Origin of the sequence: Jeotgalicoccus sp. FSL K6-3177, assembly GCF_038050175.1 — a bacterium.
In the GTDB taxonomy this organism is placed as follows: Bacteria; Bacillota; Bacilli; order Staphylococcales; family Salinicoccaceae; genus Jeotgalicoccus; species Jeotgalicoccus nanhaiensis.
This window is the reverse complement of record NZ_JBBOSK010000001.1, coordinates 836078-855273: the sequence shown is the minus strand read 5'-3', so window position 1 is coordinate 855273 and position 19196 is coordinate 836078. Positions and strand designations below refer to the sequence as shown.

Annotated in this window: 20 protein-coding genes; 6 read left to right on the top strand and 14 right to left on the bottom strand. The window is 41.6% G+C overall.

Annotated features, from left to right (window positions below):
* Nucleotides 1-30: 30 nt before the first annotated feature.
* Nucleotides 31-951 carry a heme o synthase gene (cyoE, locus tag MHH58_RS04310; protein WP_341345125.1) on the bottom strand — a complete coding sequence of 307 codons (921 nt, stop codon included), beginning with the start codon at nucleotides 949-951 and terminating at the stop codon, nucleotides 31-33.
* Nucleotides 952-1269: 318 nt separating this feature from the next.
* On the opposite strand from cyoE, the gene MHH58_RS04305 reads away from it, so the two are divergent.
* Entirely contained in the window at nucleotides 1270-2169 is a 900-nt protein-coding gene (locus MHH58_RS04305) for a COX15/CtaA family protein (protein ID WP_341345124.1), read from the top strand.
* Nucleotides 2170-2301: 132 nt separating this feature from the next.
* Nucleotides 2302-3303: a cation diffusion facilitator family transporter gene (locus MHH58_RS04300; RefSeq protein ID WP_341345123.1), complete on the top strand. Its 1002-nt coding sequence runs from the start codon at nucleotides 2302-2304 to the stop codon at nucleotides 3301-3303.
* A gap of 48 nt (nucleotides 3304-3351) precedes the next feature.
* On the opposite strand, the gene MHH58_RS04295 is transcribed toward MHH58_RS04300, so the two are convergent.
* A complete protein-coding gene (locus tag MHH58_RS04295; protein WP_135095800.1) occupies nucleotides 3352-4536 on the bottom strand; it encodes an FtsW/RodA/SpoVE family cell cycle protein in 1185 nt (394 codons plus the stop codon).
* Nucleotides 4537-4575: 39 nt separating this feature from the next.
* Nucleotides 4576-4866, bottom strand: coding sequence for a YlaN family protein (locus tag MHH58_RS04290; protein ID WP_115885696.1), 291 nt, complete (start codon nucleotides 4864-4866; stop codon nucleotides 4576-4578).
* A gap of 155 nt (nucleotides 4867-5021) precedes the next feature.
* Between MHH58_RS04290 and MHH58_RS04285 the strand changes: the two genes are divergently transcribed.
* Nucleotides 5022-5507, top strand: a complete 486-nt coding sequence (locus tag MHH58_RS04285) for a hypothetical protein (protein ID WP_341345122.1) — start codon at nucleotides 5022-5024, stop codon at nucleotides 5505-5507.
* A gap of 50 nt (nucleotides 5508-5557) precedes the next feature.
* On the opposite strand, the gene MHH58_RS04280 is transcribed toward MHH58_RS04285, so the two are convergent.
* The 4 genes from MHH58_RS04280 to typA all read right to left on the bottom strand — a co-directional run bounded on the left by MHH58_RS04280 (nucleotide 5558) and on the right by typA (nucleotide 9264).
* On the bottom strand, nucleotides 5558-6424 hold the full coding sequence (locus tag MHH58_RS04280) for an IS3 family transposase (RefSeq protein ID WP_341346087.1): 867 nt from the start codon (nucleotides 6422-6424) through the stop codon (nucleotides 5558-5560).
* Nucleotides 6425-6435: 11 nt separating this feature from the next.
* On the bottom strand, nucleotides 6436-6969 hold the full coding sequence (locus tag MHH58_RS04275; protein WP_341344697.1) for a transposase: 534 nt from the start codon (nucleotides 6967-6969) through the stop codon (nucleotides 6436-6438).
* Between the two features lie 69 nt (nucleotides 6970-7038).
* Entirely contained in the window at nucleotides 7039-7413 is a 375-nt protein-coding gene (locus tag MHH58_RS04270; protein ID WP_228063366.1) for a YlaH-like family protein, read from the bottom strand.
* Nucleotides 7414-7437: 24 nt separating this feature from the next.
* Nucleotides 7438-9264, bottom strand: coding sequence for a translational GTPase TypA (gene typA / locus MHH58_RS04265; RefSeq protein WP_135095804.1), 1827 nt, complete (start codon nucleotides 9262-9264; stop codon nucleotides 7438-7440).
* A gap of 136 nt (nucleotides 9265-9400) precedes the next feature.
* Here typA and MHH58_RS04260 point away from each other — a divergent pair, with 136 nt between their 5' ends.
* Complete coding sequence (locus tag MHH58_RS04260) at nucleotides 9401-9592, top strand: DUF5325 family protein (RefSeq protein WP_115885693.1); 192 nt, start codon at nucleotides 9401-9403, stop codon at nucleotides 9590-9592.
* A 167-nt stretch (nucleotides 9593-9759) separates the two neighbouring features.
* Nucleotides 9760-10320, top strand: coding sequence for a hypothetical protein (locus tag MHH58_RS04255; RefSeq protein WP_115885692.1), 561 nt, complete (start codon nucleotides 9760-9762; stop codon nucleotides 10318-10320).
* A 310-nt stretch (nucleotides 10321-10630) separates the two neighbouring features.
* Here the strand turns inward: MHH58_RS04255 and MHH58_RS04250 are convergent, their stop codons facing one another.
* A complete protein-coding gene (locus MHH58_RS04250) occupies nucleotides 10631-11443 on the bottom strand; it encodes an inositol monophosphatase family protein (protein ID WP_135095808.1) in 813 nt (270 codons plus the stop codon).
* Nucleotides 11444-11521: 78 nt separating this feature from the next.
* Between MHH58_RS04250 and MHH58_RS04245 the strand changes: the two genes are divergently transcribed.
* Complete coding sequence (locus tag MHH58_RS04245; protein WP_341345121.1) at nucleotides 11522-12136, top strand: YktB family protein; 615 nt, start codon at nucleotides 11522-11524, stop codon at nucleotides 12134-12136.
* Nucleotides 12137-12464: 328 nt separating this feature from the next.
* Here the strand turns inward: MHH58_RS04245 and MHH58_RS04240 are convergent, their stop codons facing one another.
* Genes MHH58_RS04240 through ilvC form a run of 6 tightly spaced genes read right to left on the bottom strand, consistent with a single transcriptional unit; the run spans nucleotide 12465 to nucleotide 19173 of the window.
* Complete coding sequence (locus MHH58_RS04240) at nucleotides 12465-13442, bottom strand: threonine/serine dehydratase (protein WP_341345120.1); 978 nt, start codon at nucleotides 13440-13442, stop codon at nucleotides 12465-12467.
* 23 nt (nucleotides 13443-13465) lie between these two features.
* Nucleotides 13466-14062, bottom strand: coding sequence for a 3-isopropylmalate dehydratase small subunit (gene leuD, locus MHH58_RS04235; RefSeq protein ID WP_135095814.1), 597 nt, complete (start codon nucleotides 14060-14062; stop codon nucleotides 13466-13468).
* Nucleotides 14063-14072: 10 nt separating this feature from the next.
* Nucleotides 14073-15485, bottom strand: coding sequence for a 3-isopropylmalate dehydratase large subunit (leuC, locus tag MHH58_RS04230; protein ID WP_135095816.1), 1413 nt, complete (start codon nucleotides 15483-15485; stop codon nucleotides 14073-14075).
* Nucleotides 15486-15508: 23 nt separating this feature from the next.
* Nucleotides 15509-16567, bottom strand: coding sequence for a 3-isopropylmalate dehydrogenase (gene leuB, locus MHH58_RS04225; protein ID WP_135095818.1), 1059 nt, complete (start codon nucleotides 16565-16567; stop codon nucleotides 15509-15511).
* A 15-nt stretch (nucleotides 16568-16582) separates the two neighbouring features.
* Nucleotides 16583-18139, bottom strand: coding sequence for a 2-isopropylmalate synthase (locus MHH58_RS04220; RefSeq protein WP_135096337.1), 1557 nt, complete (start codon nucleotides 18137-18139; stop codon nucleotides 16583-16585).
* Between the two features lie 35 nt (nucleotides 18140-18174).
* Nucleotides 18175-19173 (bottom strand): ketol-acid reductoisomerase, encoded by a 999-nt coding sequence (gene ilvC / locus MHH58_RS04215; protein WP_135095820.1) that lies wholly within the window; start codon nucleotides 19171-19173, stop codon nucleotides 18175-18177.
* Nucleotides 19174-19196 lie beyond the last annotated feature (23 nt).

The window sequence follows — 19196 nt, the reverse complement described above, 5'->3', positions numbered from 1 at the left end:
TGTTAGACCCCTCTTTCATTCATTTACTTTTTAAATATTCACAAGTAAGCCGGCTACGATAATCATGACGAAAAATATCACGACGTAGTTGAGTGAAAAGACAAATATTCGCCCGGCATAGCGATTATAGTCCGTAATCCGTTTGAACTGATTAACACTTAAATAAAACCAGACCACATTAAGTGCGGCTGTCAATGCAACAAACCACGTACCAAGTTCAAACATCATAAGTGGTGTGAACAAAAGAAGTGACACCCAAAAAATAATCGAGTTTCTAGTGCGAACATTCCCTTTCACAGAAGGCAGCATTGGAATACCCGCCTCTTTGTATTCATCGCTCCGTCTTATAGCCAGTGCATAGAAGTGAGGCATTTGCCATAAGAACATTACGAGGAACATCGACCACGCTAATATATGTAGATTGGGTTCAAAAACTGCCCAGCCAATTAGCGGAGGCATTGCTCCGGGGATTGCCCCTATAATTGTGTTTGAGACAAGATGTCGTTTGGCAAAAATGGAATATACAACTGCGTAACCGAATGCTGCGGTTAACCCTAGAACTCCGACAGTCGTATTGATTAAAAACAGCATTGCGAGGCCAAATCCCAGCATCGTAAATCCGATTGCAAGAATTTCTTTGCCTGAAAATGTTCCATCAATACTCGGTCTTGCCTGTTTCGATTTCATCAGCCGGTCAATATCTCTGTCATAGAAATTGTTAAGGGCACAAACGCCTCCGATGACTAGTGTAGTACCTAGGAGCATCAACAGCATGACAGGAATCGCTTCGAAAAACGAAATGCTATAATACATAACAGCAAGAAAGCCCGCTGCAAACGCAGGTATTAAGTTCGCTTTAATTATGCCATCCTTGATGAGTGTTTTAACTGCTTTCAGTTTTTTACTGCGTGCCGTTTGATGTACCTCTTGCTGGTATACATCACTGTGCATCTATACGCCCCCTTTCATAAACAAACACATTTATCTTTAATAATAGATTATCCCGGTCACATTTTCTATACATATTTGAAATAAAAATGTTACTTTTTGCATTGTTCATGAATTATTCATCAATATGCCTCATTATGATACGGAATCTGTTTTATACTCAGATGAGTATGGTATGAATCTCTACACTAGTTAATTTTACCATAGTTTTATAAATTGTTAAGAGCTATTCAAAACTTTGCACATTGCAAAGAACGGTATTCTAATATATATTTATTATTTGTATAGCGAACAGAAACGCGATTATTAGAGGTGTTCTATTTGTACAGAAATTTAAAAATTGTAGCGATTATTACGACACTGATTATGGTCTTTGTCCAGATCGGCGGCGCACTTGTTACAAAAACCGGTTCCGAAGACGGCTGCGGAGAGACCTGGCCGCTTTGTCACGGGCAGCTCATTCCAAAAGACTGGCCGCTCGATACAATTATCGAGCTCGCACACCGCGGAGTTTCAGGTGTTGCTATTATCTTCCTATTAATACTGGGATACATGGCCTGGAAACAGATTGGACATGTCCGGGAAGCTAAATTCCTTATTTACCTGTCACTGAGCTTTATACTGATCCAGTCATTGATTGGTGCAGCAGCTGTAATCGGCATCTGGGAAGGCGACTTCGTCCTCGCAGCTCATTTTGGTATTTCATTAATTTGCTTCGCTGCAGTATTTCTTTTAACACTGCTTATTTTTGAAGTCTCACACGGACAGCATGAACGTAAAATTTATGTCAGTCCATTTTTAAGATATAACACGATACTGATAACAATTTACATATATATTGTTATTTACAGCGGAGCATTAGTCAGACACACTGACTCTTCGCTTGCATGTACTGAATGGCCGCACTGTATGCCGGGCGAAATAATGCCTGAGAACTTTTATCAGTCGGTCCAGATGGGACACAGATTTTTAGTCGGCATACTCGCAATATGGATGCTGCTTATACTCATCCATGTACTGCGTAAATACAGTGATTCTCCGCTTATTAAAAAATGCTGGATTACTGCATTTGTACTGCTGATTCTGCAGGTGATTACAGGCATGCTGTCTGTATTTACAATGGTAAATATTTTCATTGCACTATTCCACGCACTGTTTATTACTCTCTTGTTCGGAGTGCTCTGCTACTTCATTATGCTGTTATCGAGAAATAAAGATTAAAAATAATAAGCAGATTTAAATTCCGCCAGCCATTACGGCTGGTGGGATTTTTTTATTCTGTGACATATACACGCTGCATTTCGGGTATTCATATTATTAATACTTATATTTGATGAAAGGAGAGGCTGTGCATTGAAAGATATATTTGCATTACTTAAACAAGGCAGTATGGCCTCGCTTACTGCAGCTGTTGTAAATTTTATTCTGGCAGGTCTGAAAGGTCTTGCATTTCTATTCACGGCCAATGTTGCCATGTTCGCCGAGATGATGCACTCTTTCGGAGACGGCGTGAACCAGCTTTTTGTTTTTACCGGTTCAAGCCTTTCAAAAAAAGCACCGACTAAAAGGTTTCCATTCGGCTTTGGTAGACTGGTGAACCTCGTCTGTCTGTTTGCGATAATTATCGTAGCGATACTCTCTTACGAAACTGTAAAGGAAGGCATACATCATATAATCGAACCTCTCCCTGCACAGACCGAAACCACTCTGCTGCTAGTAAATATTGGCGTTCTCGCAATCTCAATGATGCTGGAAGGAAGTGTTCTTTATAAAGCCGGCAAAGAATTGCTGCAGCAGGCGGGTCAGCCGTTTGACGGTCTTAAACCGCTGACTTTAAGCTACAAGCATATCAACAGTGCAAAACCTGCAACTAAACTTGTATTTTTAGAAGATACTGTAGCAACTGCCGGAGCCTTCCTCGCAATTATCGCTATACTAATCGGACGGTTTACAGGACTTCTGCAGGCGGAAGGAATTGCATCGGTCTTAATCGGTCTCATGATGTTCTACATCGTCTACAGAGTATTTATGGAAAATGCAGCGGGTGTGCTCGGAGAAAGCGACCCTCATATGGAACAGCGCATTTCACAAATCGTTCTGAAAAACGATGAAGTTAAAGATATTCAAAAACTCATCGTGCTGAAAGAAGGAGATGCTCTGCACGTGGAAGTCATCGCTGAGATCGCTCCCGATCTGACCGTTGCCTACACGAATGAACTCCGCGATGACATTGAGGCGCTGATAATGAAGCAAAGTCATGTTACCGACGTGAATATGGAATTCGAAGTCGACGACGGCAAGAGATCCTGGCCGGTGACTCAAAATCAAATGGACAGGAAATCACAAAAGAAATAAGAATATAAATTAACAAACCCTCCGGACTTAAGACCGGAGGGTTTACTGTCAGTATTTATTTTTCAGTTCAATTTCTTTCTGTTTAACGTGTTTCGCTGCAATGGTGAGCAGTCCAACCGCAATCGATACACTGAGGAAGGATGATCCCCCGTAGCTTAGGAATGGCAGCGGCACTCCCGTCAGCGGAATAATTTTTGAGATTCCGCCGACATTTATAAATACCTGGACCGTAATATACATGGCCACCCCGATACATATAATCCTGTAAAACGTGTCGGTCGACCGGTGGGCGTACATCAATGCTTTGACGATAATAATCAAATACAATATTACGACAAGCAGTACACCCACGAGCCCGAGTTCTTCAGCGATAACTGCCATGATAAAGTCTGTATGCGGTTCAGGCAGATAACCGAGTTTAATTATACCATTGCCGATACCTGTACCAAACAGCCCGCCGTGTGAAATCGCAATAAGCGAGTTCGTCAGCTGGTAACCTGTTCCCATCGGATCATTAAACGGATGGAAAAATGTTTCAATACGGTGCATCTGATACGGCGACAGCACTGAGCCGTTAACCAGATAAAGTATCCCGGCGATGACACCGAGTGTCGCCGTGCCGAGTGCCATTGCCCAGCCTATGACTTTAAGCGGGATGCGGATATATAAAAACATACTGAGAATAATCGCAGCAGTAACCATCCAGGTACCGAAGTCATTAATCATAACCATACCGGAGATAACCAGTATGAATACAAGCGGAATAATACTTGTCAATTCGTCGCTGTCGATACGTTTTTCACGTTTCGAGTATATGTAAGCCAGATACAAAATTGCTGTGACTTTAAAAAATTCGGAAGATTGCAGGCCGAATCCGCCGATTCTGATCCAGTTACGCTGCCCGTTGATTTCCGTACCGAAAAACATTGTAATTAAAAGCAGCAGTACAATTCCCGCCAGCATAATGAGCTGGACACCCTTCATTTTAAAAAAGTTTCCGCTCATAAAATACGTCATAAAAAAGACGATGCTAAAACCAAGCAAAATAAACATCAGGTGTCTAATGTAATAGTATTCAGAGTTGCCCTCGTTCATCTGCGCGGGCACCATACTCGCACTGTAAACCATAACAAGTCCAATGAGTGACAGTGCAACATATGCGATTAGTATTAAAAAATCCACGTATTTGGAATACGACTTAACATAGTTGAAGAAATTTCTTATAAATTGCACGGCTGTTCCCTCATTTAAAAAAGTCTAAAGAAATATTCTTTAGACTTGATTCTTTTCTTTTTCCATATATGCTTCGTGTACTTTGGATACTTCAACTTCAAGGTGATCCAGAATATCACGGCCGTCTTGTGCATCAACTAAACCAAGTCTTACTGCAAAATTTATTTCTTTCGATAAGCCGAACATTTGTGTATCCAGCACTTCTTCAAACACAGGGCACTGGGGCATCGTTAAATTTTCCATTTGAACTTCGATTAGCTGGAGAATTCTGTCAGCGTCTTTATCCAATTGATTATAAGCAAGTTTGCTCAGTTGTTTTTCAGCAGACACGCGGTTCCCCCCTCATTTACTCTTCATAAAATTTTATCCTAACAATCGTAAAAAAGCAAGCAACATCCGAAGATGCAATAGTAAATGTTTACTACTCCATTGTATAATTTTATCGTAAACTTTGCTATAATTTCTAAGCAAAGGGAGCGATATTAATGATAATTCAACTTACTGGAAATGTACGGTACCAGATTACTCTTGATCCTTCGACCTGGATATTCGATGACCGTAAAATCAAATTAGAAGATTTACTGGCACAAAAGGAAGACGGAGAAGAGATTACATTCAATGACGAAACCGAATGGAACCGTCAAATTATTGAAGGAGAAACAAAGCCGCCCACGCTTAAATCTGAAAAGAAACATAAAAAAAGAGAACTGCTCGAAAGTTCTTTCGTTATCGGTTTAGCACCTTTTCTAGAATATGCAGAAGCTTATGAAGATGAAGATGCGAAGATTGTGTTTGTACATAACGACGGTGAAACAGAACTTCAATACAAAGACCGCGAAACATTCTATGCCCATTTTTCTAATAATGGCAAACGCCTGCACGAAGATGGTTTATTTGATTTGCTGGTTGTCGGCGACGACGGCGTTGAACAGGATCGTCTCGTTTATGTTACCAAAATAGAATTTAAATAAAAAAATCCGCGAACTTTAATGTAGTGAACCCAAAAAGTTGAACTTTTTGATTAAGCTATTTTATTAAAGGTATGTTTCCTGTAATTTACAGGAGACATGCCTTTTAATTTTGTTTTAATTCTATCATTATTATAGAAATCAATATATTGATGAATCGCAGATTCAAGCTCTGCATATGTTATGAACTGTTGTCCATAAAACATTTCCTGTTTAAGCAGCCCAAAGAAGTTCTCCATTGGAGAATTATCTAAGCAGTTTCCTTTTCGAGACATACTTTGAAATGTTTTATTTCTTTTAAGATGTCTCACCCATTTTTTATGCTGGTAGTGCCAACCCTGATCCGAATGGACGGTCATTCGATAGTCTAATTCTGGTCTTTGTTCAATCAATTCCTCTAAAGGTTTTACAGCGATATCGAGCGTCGGTGCCGGACTGATTCTGTAAGACAGTATTTCTCCACTGAAAACATCCATAAACGGTGACAAGTAAAGTTTTTCTCCTGATGCTGAAATATTGAATTGAGTCACGTCGGTCAACACTTTTTGATACGGGCGATCGGTTTTAAATCGGCGAGACAGTTTGTTTTTAGCAATTTTACCGACTGTTCCTTTATAGGATTTATATTGACGATTTCTATGTTTAAACTTTACGCAAAGCAATTGATACTGCCGCATCAAGCGTAGTACTTTCTTGTGATTTACAATGATACCTCTTTTTTTCAACGCCAAGCAGACCCGACGATAACCGTATCTGCGGTGACTTTCAGTCACAATATCCTTGATGGCTTGGACGAGCTCAGTATCTTTATTATTTTCTTCAGGTAAACGGTCATTCCAATACTTAAATACACTTTTAGCGATTTGCGCGGCCTCAAGTAACTCTTTAAGCATATAGAGACCTGTTTCCCTTAACTCTATTATCGCTCTGACTATTTCTTTGTTCGTTTGTCTCGAGCTAAGGATTGTAACTTTTTTTCTAGTGCAATGGCCACCTCAAGTTTACGATTTTCTACTCTTAAACGTTCCAGCTCTTCACGTTCGGTTTCATTCAAAGTCTCTGATTTATTTCGTTTCTGTTTAGATGGCTTCTTCTTCATCGATTTAGAGGGCCTGCCTTTCGGTTTAGTTTCTAGACCCAGAATACCATACTGATTATATTTGCTCTGCCACTGCGCAATGAGGGAAAGATTCGGTATATCAAAAATTTCAGCCGTTTCTCGATAGGATAACTGATGTTCTAAACGGTGTTGTAGTACTGTTAACTTAAACGATTTAGAATAAGCTGATCTCGTCATCCCAGCGGTCAACCCTTGAACACCATTATTTTTAAACTGATAGAGCCATGTCCTGATTAAACTGCGATTGATATTATATTTGGCTTCTAATATTCTGAAGCCATCGTCACCAGTTAAATACTCATTAATTACTTTCATTTTTAATTCTATTGAATATCTTTTAGACATAGAAAAGCACCCCTAAAGTTGAATTTGGAGTTCAACTTTAGGGGTGCACATCATAAGTTCGCGGATTTTCTATTTAACCGGCGGGCCTTTCGGCTGTGCAATGTTGCCTTCTTTTCTTTCCTTATGCAGTCTGTATCTGTAGCCTGCGAGTATGATTGCAATAACAATTAAACATTCAGCCACGGGATAAAACGCACCGAAAAAGGTCAGAAATATTACACCGAAAAACATCAGTATATAAATAACAACTGTTTGCCACAGCTTAACTTTGCGGGCAAATCCCAATTGATATACGATAGCACACAAGACAAAAATTGTAATGAATAAATACCACATACCGGTTTCAGGATTGGAATCCAGACCATATAGTCTCCCGAAAAAAGTGAGCCGTTCCGTCAGACCTGCACCACTTTCGGCGTTCAGGAGAATGAGAGGATTAAACAACTGCCTCACTCCACTTCGCTTTTATTACTTACTTTTTTTATACGCTTTTTCACGTGCATTTTTCTCTAAAATTTTCTTGCGCATGCGAACTGTTTCCGGAGTAATCTCCACAAGTTCGTCTTCGTTAATATACTCAAGTGCTTCTTCCAGAGTCAGTGATCTCGGTTTTTTCATTGTAGTTGTCTGCTCTTTAGTTGCTGAACGAATATTGTTGGCAGCTTTCACTTTAGTAATATTAACGGCAAGGTCATTTTCGCGTGAGTTCTCTCCGACAATCATACCTTCGTATACTTCAGTACCAGGTTCCATAAAGTTCGTTCCGCGTCCTTCAAGTGCAAGAATTGAGTACGTGCTCGCAGCACCTTTATCAATTGAAACAAGAACTCCGTTTCTTCTGCCTCCGATGCGTCCTTTAACCAGTGGGCGGTACTCTTCAAAAGTATGGTTAATAATACCGTAGCCGCGTGTCATCGACATGAATTCTGTACGGTAGCCGATAAGTCCGCGCGCAGGAATCAGGAATGTCAGACGGGTCTGTCCATTGCCTGTTGTGACCATGTCGAGCATCTCACCTTTACGTGTACCCATTGATTCGATAATACTGCCAGTATTTTCTTCGTGTACGTCAATTTGTACACGTTCGAACGGTTCACATTGAACACCGTCAATTTCACGGATGATAACTTCCGGTTTTGATACCTGAAGTTCAAATCCTTCGCGTCTTAAGTTTTCAATAAGGATCGATAAGTGAAGCTCACCGCGTCCTGAAACTCTCCAGGCATCCGGCTGGTCTGTCGGGTCTACACGCAGTGATACATCTGTTTCTAATTGAAGATTCAAACGCTCTTCAATTTTTCTTGCCGTAACGTGCTTGCCTTCGCGTCCCGCAAACGGCGAGTTGTTAACAGCAAACGTCATCTGCAATGTCGGTTCGTCAACATGAAGAACCGGCAGTGCTTCCTGAGCATCTGTAGGCGTAATCGTTTCACCGACGTTAATATCCTCCATACCGCTGATTGCGATAAGGTCTCCCGCTTTCGCACTTTCAATTTCCACCCGGTTAAGACCGAGGAAACCGAAAATTTTCGATACTCTGAAGTTTTTAATTGTTCCGTCGATTTTAATTAATGAAACTGTCTCACCAACGTTAATCGTTCCGCGGAAAACGCGTCCGATTCCGATACGTCCAACGTAATCGTTGTAATCCAGTAATGATACCTGGAATTGAAGCGGCTCGTCGCTGTTGTCTACCGGTGCAGGAACATAGTCTACGATAGTTTCGTAAATGGATTGCATGTTTTCCTCCTGCTCACCTGGTTCGCGGCTTGCTGTACCGTTCATTGCAGATGCATAGACAACAGGGAATTCAAGCTGTTCGTCGTTGGCATCAAGTTCGATAAAGAGTTCAAGCACATCGTCCACTACTTCTTCAGGGCGCGCACTCGGTTTATCAATTTTATTAACTACTACTACCGGTTTTAAGTTTTGCTCCAAAGCTTTTTTAAGAACAAAACGCGTCTGAGGCATCGTACCTTCATATGCATCGACAACGAGAATTACCCCGTCAACCATTTTCATAATACGTTCTACTTCTCCGCCGAAGTCAGCGTGGCCCGGTGTATCTAAAATATTTATACGCGTATCTTTGTAATCAATCGCTGTATTTTTCGCCAGTATTGTGATTCCGCGTTCACGTTCAATATCATTCGAGTCCATGGCACGTTCTTCAACGTGTTCATTTTCACGGAAAATACCAGACTGTTTTAAAAGCTGGTCTACTAATGTCGTTTTACCATGGTCTACGTGTGCAATAATTGCTATGTTTCTAATGTTTTCTCTCAGGTTCATCAAGAGGATTTTCCCTTCGTATATAGAATATCTTTATAACCGTAACAGTATACCACATTTTTTACCAATCTGAACATTCAAGGATATTATTTTTATGATATAATTCGAAATAAGACAAATGACTTTTAGGGGAATACTTATGGAAAAGAAAAAATCAAAGGCTGTATTTTTAATACTTGCTGTCTTGGCAGTTTCAATGATGATTGCATTTTCGATTTTCATTGCCGAAGAAATGATCATACTTGCAGTATTGTCGGTTATAGTGTTTATCGCCATTTTCGGCACTGGTTTCACATTGAAGAAAAAGTATCGTGAAAATGGCTGGCTCTAACTTCAGTTTTGCTTTAACTGCTTATTTATTATAACAGATTTCCTTATTTGTATTGGAATAATAGGGAAATCTGTTGTATTTTTTTAGCATTTTTTAAATTATCGTTTTTTGACGGCAAATTAAGACCGGTCAATAATGAATTTATCATTCATTAAAGGAGCTTTGCTGTGAGACAAAAAAATGAAAAGTTAAAAGTTTACGAGTTTCTGTATAACCGGTTGCCTTTTAGCGATGACGAAACTGAAGAATACGAAGCAATGCAGCGGATGGATCTTTTGGAAGAACATTTTGATTTATATTTGCGTCAAATCAATACAGTAAATATGGAGCTGTTCTGGCACTGCGAAATAACCGTAGGCACTGACCATGAACTGATTAATGTGCTGATTGCAACGGAATATTGCTATTACCTTTTCATTCTGCACAACTACGCCGGCGAACATTTTATTAATCCATTTAATATTTTAATCGACAGCAATTACGAAGCTGTCTACGATTTAAACCGGACTGCGAAAGTTTACGAAAAATTTAAGGAAACACTTGTTGATGAAGGTCATTTCCAGCGCCCGATTATTATTAAACACGTCGTAATGAACGAAACTTTCAAACTCGCTAAACGGCCGTCCGATCAATTTCTATCCCTTAAAAATCTGCCTTATTATTTAAAAGCGATTGAACACAGTGCTGTTATCAGAAAAAAGCAGCCGCGCCCGGAATTGAAAAGTTAAAAGCCCGTACGGCAGTTTCGAGCGCAGCTGCAAATGATTTCTCGTACGGATTCAAATGCACCGGCTGTCTGGAGTTCAGCCTTGAACTCCTCAGCAGCAAATTAATAATGTGTGAGTCCTGTCATGCTATCCATAATATCGAAAAGATGTTTACCGATTATTTTGATATGCTGAACCTTCTTAATATTTCACAGCCGTATACTAAAAAACAGATTAAGCAACATATCAATGTCCCGCTCAGCAATTACGCTTTGTTAAAATATGTCGGTAAAATTTTTACGAAAACATCAAAACATTCCCAACTGTACTATTACGAACCATGAATTTTCTCATGATATTCGTAAAGTCTTTTATCGCCGGTAAAATATTCAAGTATTTCTGAATGGATTTTGGGATTGCCGCTGATTACACTCGATGAGCTTAAGAGCGGCAGCTCTCTTCCATACAAATCGGACGTTTTAAACCCGAGCTCTCCGGTAATAATTACACCGGCTGTATAATCCCACGGATACAGCCTTAAAAACAGCAGGGCAGAAATCTGTCCTTTTGCAAGCATCGCAAATTCCAAAGCAGCAGACCCGTACGATCTTACACTGCGTGACTCAGCCATAATTTTAAAAAACGGACTGCGGGTTTCTTCGCCGAGTACTCTTTTCGGGTTAATGGCGATGAGAGATTGATTTAAAGGTATATTCTCTGCCGGCAGCAGCGCCTGTTCATTTAAATACGCACCATTTTTATATTTAGCGTGATACAAGTCCCGTTTCATACAATCGTAGATTAAACCGCAATATGGTTCCCCGTCGATAAACACCCCGATGGATATTGCAAAATTTTCTCCCTGGTGCACAAAATTTAAAGTCCCGTCAATGGGGTCGACAATCCAGATGACGCCTTTTGTATCTTGTATATTTTGTCCATGTCCCTCTTCACCGATAATAAGATGGTCCGGAAAACGTTCCAGAATTTTAGTATATAAAAACTGTTCTGTCTCTCTGTCGACATCTGTTACGAGATCATTTGGATTCGATTTACTGTCGATCTGAAATTCCTTGGTCATGCGCATTTCGATAAATTTACCAGCTTCAACGATTAATTCTTTGCCAAAGTTATATATGTCCATGAATCCACCTCAATCATTTGATTGCTAACCAACTTTATTTTATCATAAGAGAGACCTTTTGAAAGGAGCTCAACCTTAATGAAGTATACATTTACACAAACGGACTTTGATGTTTTCAATATTGACAGCCTGGAAAATAGAATGGCAGCCCTGATTGAAAATACACGGCCGAAACTCGAATATCTCGGAGAACACTTCAGTGCCTACTTAACTGAAATGACCGGAGACGAGACATACGCTCATGTAGCAAAACACGCACGGCGGACGACAAACCCTCCCGATGATACATGGGTGGCCTTCAGTACGAACCCCCGCGGCTACAAAATGATGCCCCACTTCCAGATTGGTTTATATAACAGCCATGCTTTTTGCATGTACGGTATTATATATGAATCAAAAGATAAAAAGCGGCTGGCAGAGAACTGGCTGAATAATATAGAGAAATTTGATAATCTGCCGGAAGACTATCAAATTTCACTCGACCATATGAAACCTGCGAAAACTCCGCTTAAGGAGCTATCTGATGATGAACTTGAAAAAGGTCTTATCAGACTGCGTGATGTTAAAAAAGGTGAATTTTTAGTCGGCAAGGTTTATAAGCCAGGCGATAAAGAACTCAGTTCTGATGAAGCTTTTATTAAAGACCTTGAACAGGTTATGGAAAACCTCGCTCAGTTCTATCATCAGGACTAGCCTCCTGATAAATTAACGCAAAACCCAGATGGGTTTTGCGTTTTTTTGTTTGGTTTTTAACGAGTCCTGATCACGGTGGCGCGCGAGCGTCTCTTTTGTGCCATCGTGGATTTTCGGTGGCGCGCAAACCCTTCTTTTGTGCCACCGTGAGTTTTCGGTGGCGCGCAAACCCCTCTTTTGCGCCGCCGTGAGTTTTCGGTGGCGCACAAACCCTTCTTTTGTGCCACCGTGGAACTGATATGCTTACTCATGCGTTCAAAAATATAAAGAACATCAAAATAACCCGTCCGTCAAATCCACAAAGGAAAATGACCGACGGGTTGTTAGTTTACAGCACAGTTATTTGTTCTCTCGTTATTGTTTTATGATTTTCCTGCAGGGCAAGTGCCTGTATTTCTCCCATTTTGCTGAGATCCAGGTTGCCTCCGCTAACGATAACCCCTGTGTGCTCGGAGTCAATTTTGTCATTAAATGCTAAGAGTGCTGCGAGTGCTGTAGCACCGGCACCTTCTACTAGTGATTTTGTACGTTCAAGCAGGTAGACCATTGCATAAGCAATCTGACTTTCCGATACGCAGTATATTTCATCAACATACTGACGGACGGCCTGCTGTGTTAATTCACCGGGCTGTTTGACTGCAATGCCTTCTGCAATTGTGCTGCAGCTATTAAGCACTACATGGTCGTCTTTTGTGTAATATGATTTAAACATCGATGGTGCGTTTGCCGCCTGCACACCGATTATTTTAATAGATGGTTTAATCATCTTCGCCGCTACTGCAATGCCGCTTATCAAACCGCCTCCGCCTATCGGTACAATTATCGTATCGAGCTCGGGTATCTCTTCCAGCATTTCTATACCAATTGAACCCTGGCCTGCCATAATATCGTAATCATCAAAAGGATGGACATACGTTGCACCTGTCAGCTTTTTATGTTCCAGAGAAGCTGTAAATGCTTCCTGAAAACTCGCTCCGACAAGTTTAACTGCTGCACCATATCCTTTTGTTGCTTCGACTTTCGCTGAAGGAGTACCTTCCGGCATAAAGATAGTCGCAGTAGCATTTAATTTTTTCGCAGCAAGGGCTACGCCCTGGGCATGGTTGCCTGCAGATGCAGTCACTACTCCTGCTTCAAGCTGTGCCGGAGTTAATTTCGACAGTTTATACGATGCACCCCGATATTTAAACGCTCCGGTTTTCTGATGATTTTCCAATTTCATATAAACATTTTTACCGGTTTTTTCATTTGTTGTCTGTGATGTTATCACTGGTGTTTTGTGCACATTTCCCCGCAAATATTCCATAGCATCTCTGACTAAATCACTGTTTAACGAATTCCCAAAGAACCACGCTCCTCAAAAGCTGTTATTTTTTCTTCATTTAATAAAGTTAATGCAATGTCATCCCAGCCGTTAATTAATTTTTCTTTATGATAGGCAGGGATTTCAAACTTCAATGTCTTGCCGCTGCTGTCTGTAATTTCTTGTTTTTCTAAATCAACCGAGATATTAAAATCTCCATTTCTTGCCTGCTCCTGCCATTCAGCTACTTGCGTTTCCGGCATTTTAATTAAAATAATGCCGTTTTTAAATGCATTTGAGTAGAATATATCCGCAAAGCCCGGAGCAATAATAACTTTATAACCATAGTCCAAAAGAGCCCACGGCGCGTGTTCCCGTGATGAGCCGCAGCCGAAGTTGTCACCGGCGACCAGCACTGAAGCACCATCGAATTTTGCATCGTCCATATCAAAATCTTCACGCTTCGTACCGTCGTCATTAAAACGCCAGTTATAAAAGACAAATTGCCCAAAACCAGTACGTTCGATCCGTTTCAGAAACTGTTTGGGGATAATCTGGTCCGTGTCAACGTTCGAGCGGTTCAGCGGATATACTTTCCCTTCATGCTTTGAAATTGCCTCCATAATTATCCTCCTATGCAGTTACTCTGCTCTGATATTTTCTGACATCGACAAAGCGGCCGTTAATTGCCGCTGCTGCTGCCATTTCAGGACTGACAAGATGCGTTCTTGCCCCGTTACCCTGACGGCCTTCAAAGTTGCGGTTTGATGTTGATGCACAACGTCCGCCAGGCGGTACTGTGTCTTCATTCATGCCAAGACAGGCACTGCATCCTGCGTTGCGCCATTCGAAACCTGCATCGATGAAAACTTTATCGATGCCAAGCGCTTCCGCTTCCTGCTTGACAAGGAATGAACCCGGTACAACGATAGCTTTAACGCCATCCTTAACACGGTTGCCTTCTATAATATCTGCAGCACGCTGCAAGTCCAGAACACGGGAGTTAGTGCATGAACCAATAAATACATGATCAATTTCAATATCTGTAATCGGCATGCCCTCTTCAAGACCCATGTATTCAAGTGCGCGTTTCGTCGAGTCTTCATCTTTCGATTCGGAAACTACCGGTGTCGCTGCACTGATTGGCACAACCATGCTTGGATTTGTTCCCCAGGATACTTGAGGTTCTATCTCCGAAGCATTAATTTCAAGCGTTGCATCGTATTCTGCACCTTCATCAGTACTCAGGCTCAGCCACTCTTCGGCAAGTTTCTTATATTCTTCTTCATCTCTCGGCACATAACGGCGCCCGCGAAGGAATTCAACTGTCGTTTCATCCGGTGAAATCAGACCGGCGCGCGCTCCGCCTTCAATTGACATATTGCATACGGTCATGCGGCCTTCCATCGTTAAGTCACGAATCGCCTGTCCAGTGTACTCAACGACATGTCCTGTCCCGAAATCAACACCGAATTTCGCTATAATAGCTAAAATTAAATCCTTGGCAGTCACTCCGACACTTAAGTTTCCGTTAACTTTGACGTTCATCGTTTTCGGTTTTGACTGCGTTAAAGTCTGAGTTGCAAATACGTGTTCCACTTCACTCGTACCGATACCAAAAGCAAGTGCTCCAAATGCGCCGTGAGTCGATGTATGAGAATCACCGCAGACAATTGTCTTGCCCGGCTGGGTCAAGCCCAGCTGCGGTCCGATGATGTGGACAATACCCTGATCAGGGTGATACATATCGGCAAGTTTAATACCAAATTCTTCACAGTTTTTCTTTAGCGCATCCATTTGTTTCTGAGCAATCGCATCCTGAGCATCTTCCCTGTTTTTCGTCGGAACGTTGTGATCCATCGTGGCAAACGTTAAATCCGGACGGCGGACTTTTCGATTATTTAAGCGTAATCCTTCAAAAGCTTGAGGCGAAGTCACTTCATGGATTAAGTGCTGATCGATATAGAGTAAATCCGGTTTGCCTTCTTCTTCATGAACGACATGCCGTTCCCAGATTTTTTCGATTATAGTTTTTTTCTGAGCCATGTTAATCTTCTCCTTTAACTTTTTTATAGATTACTAATAATTTTTTCCGTCATTTCCGTCGTGGATATCGTTTCAGCTCCATCAATTTTCAAATCTGGAGTTTTGAAGCCTTGTTTCAGCACTGTATTCACAGCTCTTTCTATCGCTGCTGATTCTTCGTGCAGACCGAACGAATACTTAAACATCATACCGACAGATAACATCATACCGATTGGATTGGCTTTATTTTCTCCCGCAATATCAGGTGCTGAACCGTGAATCGGTTCGAACAGTCCGAGTCCGTTTTCACTTAAACTCGCTGAAGGCAGAACACCAAGAGATCCTGTTATTACAGAGGCTTCATCACTTAAAATATCTCCAAATAAGTTCTCAGTTACGATGACATCAAAGTAAGATGGATTCGTAATCAGCTTCATCGCTGCAGCATCGACAAGTTCGTGCTCAACTGTAACTTCCGGATATTCTTTTCCGACTGTATTGACAATTTCACGCCACATCCGGCTGGATTCAAGCACGTTTGCTTTATCAACCGATGTTAAATGTTTTCTTCTTGTCATCGCTGTATCAAATGCAGTGCGAACGATACGTTCAATTTCATCATGCGTATAAGTCAATGAATCAATTACACTTTGTCCGCCGTCCCGGCGTTCACTTGGTTCCCCGAAATACAGTCCGCCCGTCAGTTCTCTGACAATCATCAAATCGCTGCCGTGAACAATTTCTTGTTTCAGCGGTGATGCTGCTTCGAGTGAATCAAATATTGTTACCGGACGCAGGTTTGCAAATAAGTTGAAATGTTTGCGGATTTTTAACAGTCCCTGCTCAGGACGTATACTGCTGTCAGCCCATTTTGGACCGCCGACAGCACCAAGCAGAATTGCGTCAGCCGCTTCACATGCTTCTATCGTTTCATCAGGCAGAGGATTATTATATTTATCAATCGCAATGCCCCCGATATCTTTAGCTTCTGTCGTAAACTCGTGCTGATATTTTTCTCCTGCAGCTTTCAGCAGTGCTTGTGCCGAATTCATTATTTCCGGACCGATACCATCGCCGGCCAAGGTGATTATATGTTTTTTCATTGCCGATTATCTCCTTTATGCATTTACACTTTCTGCAGGTGCTGCCGCCTGTTCACTCATCAAATAGCGGTTTACTGCATTGATATATGCATTTGCCGATGCTGCGAGTACGTCCTGAGCTGTGCCGCGTCCTGAAAACTGCTGATTATTAATCTTAATCTGCACACGGGATTCTGCCAGTGCGTCTTTCCCTCCGCCTACTGAGCTGAGCTGGTAGTCGAGTAAGTTAGTTTTTTCTCTGAGAATTTCCTGGATTGCCTTATACAGTGCTTCAACACTGCCGGAACCAGTAACTTCGTGCGATACATGTTCTCCGACCGGAGTGACAACATCGATATGTGCTTTCGTCTGTCCGTCCTGCTCATAATTCACTTCGAAATTATCCAACACGTAGCGTTCAATATTAGATGCGTCTGTCTTGATTTCCATAATAATCGAATAGATATCATCATCAGTCACTTCTTTTTTATGATCCGTCAGTTCCTTAAAGCTGCTAAATGCTGCAGACAATTCCTCTTCTGTCAGCTCGACCTTAAATGATTTCACTTTATCTTTAAATGCATGGCGTCCTGAATGTTTGCCGAGGAACAGCGTATTTGCTGTATCCGCGGAAACCCCGACCAGGGCCGGTGAAATAATTTCATAAGTTTCCGAGTTTTTCAGCATGCCGTCCTGATGAATTCCTGCTTCATGTGCATAAGCATTCCGTCCAATAATTGCTTTGTTCGGCTGAACTGTCATACCGGTCAGTTTGGCAACAATATCACTTGAACGTTTAATCTCCTGTAAATTTAAGTTTGTTGTATACGGATAAAAGTCTCCGCGGATGTGCAGTGCCACTGCAATTTCTTCGAGCGCTGCGTTGCCGGCGCGTTCACCGATACCGTTAATGGAACATTCTATTTGTGTCGCTCCATTTTCAATACCTGCTACCGAGTTTGCTACTGCCATACCAAGATCATTGTGACAATGCGTAGAGAGAATAGCTTTATCTATATTCGGAACATTCTCAGATACATATTTAAACATTTCACCGTATTCTTTCGGCGTCGTATAGCCAACTGTATCAGGCAGATTGATAATTGTTGCTCCAGCATCGATCACCGCTTCAATAATTTCAGCAAGGAAAGGCAGTTCTGTACGTGATGCATCTTCTGCTGACCACTCTACTTCATTAAACATGCTCTTCGAGTAGGTGACCATCTCTACAGATGTATCGATGACTTTCTGTTTATCCATCTTCAGTTTGAATTCTCTGTGAATCGGGCTCGTAGCAAGAAATATATGAATTCTTGGATTCGGTGTATTTTTTAAAGCTTCGTACGCACGATCAATATCGTGTTTTTTCGTTCTAGCCAGTGCAGTTACAGTTGAGTCTTTAATCGTATCTGCGATCAGCTTCACTGCCTGGAAGTCGCCTTCTGAAGAGGCGGGAAAGCCCGCTTCTATAACGTCAACACCGAGGCGTTCGAGCTGCTTTGCAATCTCCAGTTTTTCCTGCTTATTTAAATTGACTCCCGGTGACTGCTCACCGTCTCTCAGCGTGGTATCAAAAATTTTAATATCGGTTATATCAGTCATATTGACCTTCCTCTCTTCAGTATTATTTATCTAATCGGATTTTGAACAAACGGCATTAAGTCTCTCAGTTCCTGGCCGACCGCCGTAATCGGATGTTTATATTCGCTGTTATTAATTGCATTGTACTGCGGGCGTCCCGCCTGGTTTTCTAAGATCCATCCTTTGGCGAACTGGCCGTTTTGAATCTCTGTCAGCACTTCTCCCATACGTGCTTTCGTTTCTTCATTAATAACACGCGGTCCGCTGACAAAGTCTCCCCACTGAGCTGTATCGGAAATTGAGTAGCGCATATTTTCCATACCGCCTTCGTACATTAAGTCCACGATAAGTTTTAATTCGTGAAGACATTCAAAATATGCAACTTCCGGCTGGTAACCCGCGTCTGTTAAAGTTTCAAAGCCTGCTTTAACTAATGAAGTCAATCCGCCGCACAGTACCGCCTGTTCCCCGAATAAGTCTGTTTCTGTTTCTTCCTGGAACGAAGTCTCAAGTACTCCCGCACGTGCAGCTCCAATTCCCTGTGCATATGCTTTTGCAACATCCGATGCGTTGCCTGATACGTCCTGGAATACTCCGAATAAAGCAGGTACACCCGCTTCTTCCTGATAAGTACGGCGTACTAAGTGTCCCGGCCCTTTAGGAGCTACTAAAAATACGTCAACATTTTCCGGCGGTACAATCTGATTAAAGTGAACATTGAAGCCGTGCGCGAAAGCTAAGGCACTGTTCTCTTTTAAGTTATCTTTAATTTCTGCTTCGTATACTTTCGGCTGGCCTTCATCCGGCAAGAGGACCATCGTTACGTCAGCATCTTTAACTGCTTCTCCGACAGTTCTTACATCAAAGCCGTCTTCTTTTGCTTTATCGAATGATTTACCTTCGCGGAGACCGACGATTACGTTATAGCCTGAGTCTCTTAAGTTTTGTGCGTGTGCATGCCCCTGTGAACCGTAGCCGACAATCGCTACTGTTTTTCCTTGTAAACTTCCTGTGTTGATATCTTTATCGTAATAAACTTTAGCCATAATTTAATTTCTCCCTTTTTATA

Excerpts from the sequence above, each read along its gene's own strand:
- cyoE (WP_341345125.1), bottom strand. The coding sequence starts at position 951 with ATGCACAGTGATGTATACCAGCAAGAGGTACATCAAACGGCACGCAGT.
- MHH58_RS04285 (WP_341345122.1), top strand. The coding sequence starts at position 5,022 with ATGATAATTCAACTTACTGGAAATGTACGGTACCAGATTACTCTTGAT.
- MHH58_RS04275 (WP_341344697.1), bottom strand. The coding sequence starts at position 6,969 with ATGTCTAAAAGATATTCAATAGAATTAAAAATGAAAGTAATTAATGAG.
- MHH58_RS04260 (WP_115885693.1), top strand. The coding sequence starts at position 9,401 with ATGGAAAAGAAAAAATCAAAGGCTGTATTTTTAATACTTGCTGTCTTG.
- MHH58_RS04250 (WP_135095808.1), bottom strand. The coding sequence starts at position 11,443 with ATGGACATATATAACTTTGGCAAAGAATTAATCGTTGAAGCTGGTAAA.
- MHH58_RS04245 (WP_341345121.1), top strand. The coding sequence starts at position 11,522 with ATGAAGTATACATTTACACAAACGGACTTTGATGTTTTCAATATTGAC.
- MHH58_RS04240 (WP_341345120.1), bottom strand. The coding sequence starts at position 13,442 with ATGGAATATTTGCGGGGAAATGTGCACAAAACACCAGTGATAACATCA.
- leuD (WP_135095814.1), bottom strand. The coding sequence starts at position 14,062 with ATGGAGGCAATTTCAAAGCATGAAGGGAAAGTATATCCGCTGAACCGC.
- leuC (WP_135095816.1), bottom strand. The coding sequence starts at position 15,485 with ATGGCTCAGAAAAAAACTATAATCGAAAAAATCTGGGAACGGCATGTC.
- leuB (WP_135095818.1), bottom strand. The coding sequence starts at position 16,567 with ATGAAAAAACATATAATCACCTTGGCCGGCGATGGTATCGGTCCGGAA.
- ilvC (WP_135095820.1), bottom strand. The coding sequence starts at position 19,173 with ATGGCTAAAGTTTATTACGATAAAGATATCAACACAGGAAGTTTACAA.